The 5,443-nt window shown below is 58.9% G+C and carries 5 protein-coding genes and 1 pseudogene; 3 read left to right on the top strand and 3 right to left on the bottom strand.

The features are described 5' to 3' along the window. Positions 1–453 precede the first annotated feature (453 nt). Together DBR24_RS34905 and DBR24_RS34900 are read left to right on the top strand one after the other, a co-directional pair. Positions 454–1,230, top strand: a pseudogene (locus tag DBR24_RS34905) (PAS domain-containing protein); the annotation flags it as partial. A gap of 3 nt (positions 1,231–1,233) precedes the next feature. Further along, positions 1,234–1,773: a methyl-accepting chemotaxis protein gene (locus DBR24_RS34900; RefSeq protein WP_225931099.1), complete on the top strand. Its 540-nt coding sequence runs from the start codon at positions 1,234–1,236 to the stop codon at positions 1,771–1,773. Between the two features lie 127 nt (positions 1,774–1,900). On the opposite strand, the gene DBR24_RS21250 is transcribed toward DBR24_RS34900, so the two are convergent. From DBR24_RS21250 to DBR24_RS21240, 3 genes are all read right to left on the bottom strand, one after another. Next, a complete protein-coding gene (locus DBR24_RS21250) occupies positions 1,901–2,452 on the bottom strand; it encodes a hypothetical protein (protein ID WP_128615732.1) in 552 nt (183 codons plus the stop codon). A gap of 154 nt (positions 2,453–2,606) precedes the next feature. Next, positions 2,607–4,031 (bottom strand): MFS transporter, encoded by a 1,425-nt coding sequence (locus DBR24_RS21245; protein WP_128615731.1) that lies wholly within the window; start codon positions 4,029–4,031, stop codon positions 2,607–2,609. A gap of 125 nt (positions 4,032–4,156) precedes the next feature. Beyond that, positions 4,157–4,597 carry a PACE efflux transporter gene (locus DBR24_RS21240; RefSeq protein WP_128615730.1) on the bottom strand — a complete coding sequence of 147 codons (441 nt, stop codon included), beginning with the start codon at positions 4,595–4,597 and terminating at the stop codon, positions 4,157–4,159. 122 nt (positions 4,598–4,719) lie between these two features. Between DBR24_RS21240 and DBR24_RS21235 the strand changes: the two genes are divergently transcribed. Then, positions 4,720–5,443: LysR family transcriptional regulator (locus tag DBR24_RS21235; protein ID WP_146189098.1), on the top strand; the 724-nt coding region annotated here is incomplete at its 3' end.

Below are 5,443 nucleotides of genomic sequence, written 5' to 3'. Positions count from 1 at the left end.
GCCAACACCTGCCCCCGCGCTGAACCGATTCTTGTGCAAAAAGTGCCAGATACTGGCCGACTAGTGGCCTTGCGCACGGCTTCGCGCTGTCTATGCTGACCTTTAACTGACTATGTCGACCGTCATGTCAATCCATGAGGGTCGTACACGGTTGGTCCGTGACTTCATGCTGCCAGAGTGCGCAATTAAAGGCACCGACACTGAACCGACAAGGAGCATCGTTTTACATGGAAGTTCTTCAACGCGTTAGGGCTGGCCCGCGTGCGGGCTATCAAGAGAAGGATGTCTTGATTAGAGCGTCGCTGCATGGACTCTCCGATTGACCATCATTTATCACCTGACAACTTCCTCCCGTGGAGGAGTGCGTGTGCCTGTTCTATGGAACGTAGTGGTGGATCTTGAAAGACCTGAACTTTCATCAAATCAAAAGACCGCGCGGAAGGTGATACAACCATGTTCAACCTACATCACAAGGCTGACCTGCAGGAAATCGAGCGTTTCAGCTGCGCCTTGACCGAAGCCAATGCCAAACTCGAAGCGATCAGCCGCTCGATGGCAATGATCGAATTCACGCCTGAAGGCATTGTTCTGGATGCCAACGAAAACTTCTGCAAGACCATGGGTTACAGCGCCGAGGAAGTGCGCGGCAAACATCACCGGGTATTTTGCGAAGAGGTGTATTACCGCAGCGAGGACTACGCCAGGTTGTGGCGTGACCTGGCCCGGGGCGAGCCGATCAGCGGCACGTTTCTGCGCTTGAACAAAAGCGGCAAGGAGATCTGGCTCGAAGCCAGTTACATGCCGGTGTACGGCGCGGACAAACAAGTCAAAAGTGTGATCAAAGTGGCGGCGGACATCACCGCACGGGTCAATAAAGAACACGAAGAAGAAAGCATGCTGGCGGCGATCAGCCGTTCGATGGCGGTGATCGAGTTCACTCCGGAAGGCAACGTGATTACCGCCAACGACAACTTTCTCAGAACGATGCAGTACTCGCTCAATGAAATCGTCGGTCACCACCACAGCCTGTTTTGTCACCGTTCCGAATCCGAGTCGGCGCAGTACAAGGCGTTCTGGGCATCACTCAATCGCGGCGAATACCACTCGCACCGTTTCGAGCGCAAGAACAAGTCCGGGCAAATGGTTTATCTCGAAGCCTCCTACAACCCGTTGTTCGATACCAAGGGCCGTTTGTACAAAGTGGTGAAGTTCGCCAGCGACATCACCCAGCAGATGACCACTTTGCAGAACGCGGCGGAATCGGCTCACAGCACCTCGGTACAAAACGACGCCTGCGCGCAAAAAGGCTCACAGGTCGTGCAGCAAACGGTGCAGATCATTCAGGACATTTCCCGCGACCTCAACGAAGCGGCGCGAAGCATCGACGCGGTCAACAAGCAGTCGGACATCATCGGCACCATCGTGCAGACCATTCGCGGGATTGCCGACCAGACCAACCTGCTGGCACTGAACGCCGCCATCGAGGCGGCGCGGGCCGGTGAACACGGGCGTGGTTTTGCGGTGGTGGCGGATGAGGTGCGAAGTCTGGCGGCGCGCACCAGTCAGGCGACGCTGGAAATTGTCGACGTGGTGCGCAAGAACCACGATCTGTCATTGAGTGCGGTGTCGAGCATGCAGTCGAGCCTGAGCCGCACCGGGCTCGGGGTAGAACTGGCGAATGAAGCGGGGGAGGTGATCCTGGAAATTCAGCAGGGCTCACGGCATGTGGTGGATGCCATCGGGCAGTTCAATGCGACGCTGCAACTGAACTAGCCACCCATAAACAACTGTAGGAGTGAGCCTGCTCGCGATGGCGGTGTGTCAGTCACCGGATAAGTAACTGATGTACCGTTATCGCGAGCAGGCTCACTCCTGCATTGGGTTTGATGCAACTTTCAGATCAAAGCGCAGCGAGAAACTTGTCCGCCAGTTTGTCACTGTCCTTGATGTCGTTGACGTTCTCTTTCTCCGATTGCGCCAGTTGCATCTTGTCCTGCAGGCGCTGGGCGATCTCTTTGGCCACCGCCAGTTGTTTCTCCGGCGGCAGGTTGGCGATGTCTTCTTCGGTCAGGCCCATGTCCTTGAGGATACTGTCGCGCAGCCGTTGTTCCGGCGTCTTGCTCATGTAGTCCTTGAACTCGTCGGTGGCGCTTTTGCCGGTGCCGCCGGTGGCATCGGTCGATTGCAGATTGACGCGGGTCTTGGCGAACGCTTCATCGACATTGTCGCTGATGCGCGAGGCTGCACTGACCTGTTGGGTCGCATTCTGGGTGGCCGAGTCCTGCACCTTGGCCGTGGCTTCCGTGCTTTGCGTCTGCACCTGGTTCTGCAGGGCTTGCAGCATCGCGCCGTGGAGGCCGCCTTGCAGACCTGCCGCCGCGGTGGCGGTGGCGTCTCCAGCCAGCCGCTTGGGCAGCGGGAGCGTTTCCATGTGTTTTGCACTGACCAACATGATGAATTGACCTGTAGGTAATGACTGACTGCCGTACAGGAGCAATTACCGTGCCCGTTGCATAAGTTGTTGTGTTTCAGGGGGTTGGCGTGTCAGCCAAGCGAAGAAGCGGTCAGCCGTTGCCGTCTCGCGGCAGAGGATGACCGCTCGGCTGTCAGCGATGGGCAATGTTCTCCAGCGCCAGATTGCGGGTGCGCGGGCCGAAATAGCCAATGGTCAGCATCACAATGAGCATGCTGCTGACGATGAACGCCAGCACCCCGGGTGTGCCGAAGTGATCGAGAAACACGCCGATCAACAGGCTGCTGAACACGGTCGACAATCGACTGAACGAATAGCAGAACCCCACCGCCCGGGCGCGGATGTTGGTGGGGAACAATTCGCTTTGGTAAGAGTGATAACTGAAGCTCAGCCAGGCGTTGCAGAAGGTGATCATCACCCCGCAGACAATCAGGCCGAACGCACTGGTCTGCCAGGCGAACAGGGTGCCGAAGGTCATCGAACCCAGGGCCGAACCGACGATCTGCCACTTGTTTTCGAACCGGTTGGCAAACTTCACGAACAGCAACGGCCCGAGCGGGTAGGCGAGGGTGATGATGAATGCATACATCAGGCTATGGGTGACGCTGACGCCCTGACCGGAAAGCAGCGCCGGCAACCAGTTGCCGAAACCGAAGAAGCCGATGGCCTGAAAGATGTGGAAAACGATCAGCATCAACGCGCGCCGACGATACGGCGGTTGCCAGATATCAGCGAAACGCCCCTTGCCTTCGACATCGACCGGCACAGTTTCGGGCTGATCCAGTGGCTGGCGATGATCCTTTTCGCAGCGCGCCTCGATGTCATCGAGGATACGGTGGGCTTCGTCGAAGCGGCCATGTTGCGCGAGCCAGCGCGGCGACTCCGGCAAGCGCTTGCGCAACCACCAGATAAACAGCGCGAACACCGCGCTGGCCAGCACCACCCAGCGCCAGCCGCTGATCCCGAACGGCGCCTGCGGCACCAGCCACCACGACATCAGCGCCACCGCTGGCACCGAGAGAAACTGCACGAAAAAGGCGAAGGCGAACGCCGAACTGCGCATGCGCTTGGGCACCAGTTCCGAGAGGTAGGCGTCGATGGTCACCAACTCGATACCCAGGCCAATACCCACCAGAAAACGCATGCAGATAATGCCCAGCGCCGAGCTTTGAATGCCCATCAGTACCGTGGCCACCGTGTACCAGACCAGCGCAAAGGTGAAGATCGCCCGCCGGCCGAAACGATCGGCCAATGGGCTGAGCAGGCTGGCGCCGAGGAACAGGCCAAGGAACGTCGCCGAGGCAAACGCGGCCTGATCGGAGAAGCCAAACACGCCCTGATTGCCGGTGGCGAAGAGGCCGTCGCGGATCAAGCCGGGGCTGATGTAGGCGGTCTGGAACAGATCGTAGAGTTCGAAGAAACCGCCGATCGACAACAGCGCCACCAGTCGCCAGATCGTGGCGACGGCAGGGAGGCGGTCGATGCGGGCGGAAATCTCGGCGGCGCGTATCGGGTCGATGCCATCGCGTTGCGCGGTGGCGGGGGTGTGAGCAGTCATCGGCTGATCCATTTTTTATTGATGGAAAAGCTTAGCCTGCTATCGGAGTTCACGGATTGTGAATATCGGCGGTTTACCCGGAAAAGCCGCCGATTTCTTGCAATAACTGGTTACCAATTAACGATTTATGCCGCGGCGGGCGAATCGGGCAGCGCCGACGCCGGCAAGCCGAAGACGCGATCGAACAGCCAGTTGAAGGCGAACGTGTAGCACGGGATGAAGATGATCAACGCCAGATCCAGCAGGAATGCCTGCACCAGACTGATGTTCATCCACCACGCGATCAGCGGGATCAGGAACACGATCAGCGTCAGTTGAAAACCGACCGCGTGGGCGATCCGCCGTTTGACCGTGCGCGTGCGCGATGGCTGGCGGCTTTCCCAATGCTCGAACAGCGAGGTGTAGATGAAATTCCAGGTCACGGCGATGGTGGTGATGATCACGGCCAGCGGCCCGGTGCTGCCCGGCGAGGTGCCGGACAGCAGCGCCAGACCGAGGGCGGAGAAGGTCATGCCGATCACTTCATAGAGCGACACGTAGATCAGTTTGCGTTTGACGCCTTGCATGGGGTTTTGCCTCTTTCTTGCAGCGTGTTGGCCAGTGGGGCTGGCGAAGGCGACGAAAGATAGCTTCAATAGGCGTGACAGAAAAAGTCAGAAGCTTTCAGTTTCATTGATAGGTGAGTGGAGTGAATTTCAACAGTGACAGCATCGAACTGTTCCTCGCAGTGATCGAGCGCGGTTCGTTTTCCGCCGCCGCCCGGGCCTTGGGTAAAGTCCCCTCGGCGGTGAGCATGGGCATCGGCAACCTTGAGGCGGAACTCGGTTATTCGCTGTTCGACCGCAGCCATCGCGAGCCGAAACCGACGGCCATGGCCTTGTCGCTGGTGCCTCACGCACGGCTGATCGCCGAGCAGCTCAAGCAGTTGCAAGTCCACGCGGTGGAACTGTCGTTGGGGCTGGAGAGCAAGTTGTCGATTGGCGCGGTTGCCGATATCGACCGTCGGCGTTTACTGGCCGCGATCAAGGTGATTGCCGAGCGCCATCCGCTGCTCGACATCGAAGTGCTGACTGCGCCGCAGGATGACGTGCTGGCGATGTTGCACAGCGGCCGGGTCAGCGTGTGCCTGGCGTTTGCCGGGTTGAGCATGAACGTGCTGGAGCGCTTTCAGTTCGTCGGCAGCGAACGGATGATTGCCACGCTGGCGGCGGACAGTCCGTTGTTGCAGGGGCAGGACCTGTTTCTCGAAGACCTGGTGCACGTGCGGCAGATCTTCGTCGCCAGTCGTGATTTGCCGATCAGCGAAACCCGACCGCTGGTGGCCGAATCGCATTGGCGCACCGACACCCTGGAGGCGGCGCTGGAGATGGTCGAGGCGGGACTGGGCTGGGGCAATTTCCCGTTGTCGGTGG

This window comes from Pseudomonas sp. HMWF006 (assembly GCF_003061205.1).
Classification (GTDB): Bacteria; Pseudomonadota; Gammaproteobacteria; order Pseudomonadales; family Pseudomonadaceae; genus Aquipseudomonas; species Aquipseudomonas monsensis.
This window is presented reverse-complemented; position numbering and strand designations above follow the sequence as displayed.

Excerpts from the sequence above, each read along its gene's own strand:
- DBR24_RS21240 (WP_128615730.1), bottom strand. The coding sequence starts at position 4,597 with ATGCAAGGCGTCAAACGCAAACTGATCTACGTGTCGCTCTATGAAGTG.
- DBR24_RS34900 (WP_225931099.1), top strand. The coding sequence starts at position 1,234 with ATGACCACTTTGCAGAACGCGGCGGAATCGGCTCACAGCACCTCGGTA.
- DBR24_RS21245 (WP_128615731.1), bottom strand. The coding sequence starts at position 4,031 with ATGACTGCTCACACCCCCGCCACCGCGCAACGCGATGGCATCGACCCG.
- DBR24_RS21250 (WP_128615732.1), bottom strand. The coding sequence starts at position 2,452 with ATGTTGGTCAGTGCAAAACACATGGAAACGCTCCCGCTGCCCAAGCGG.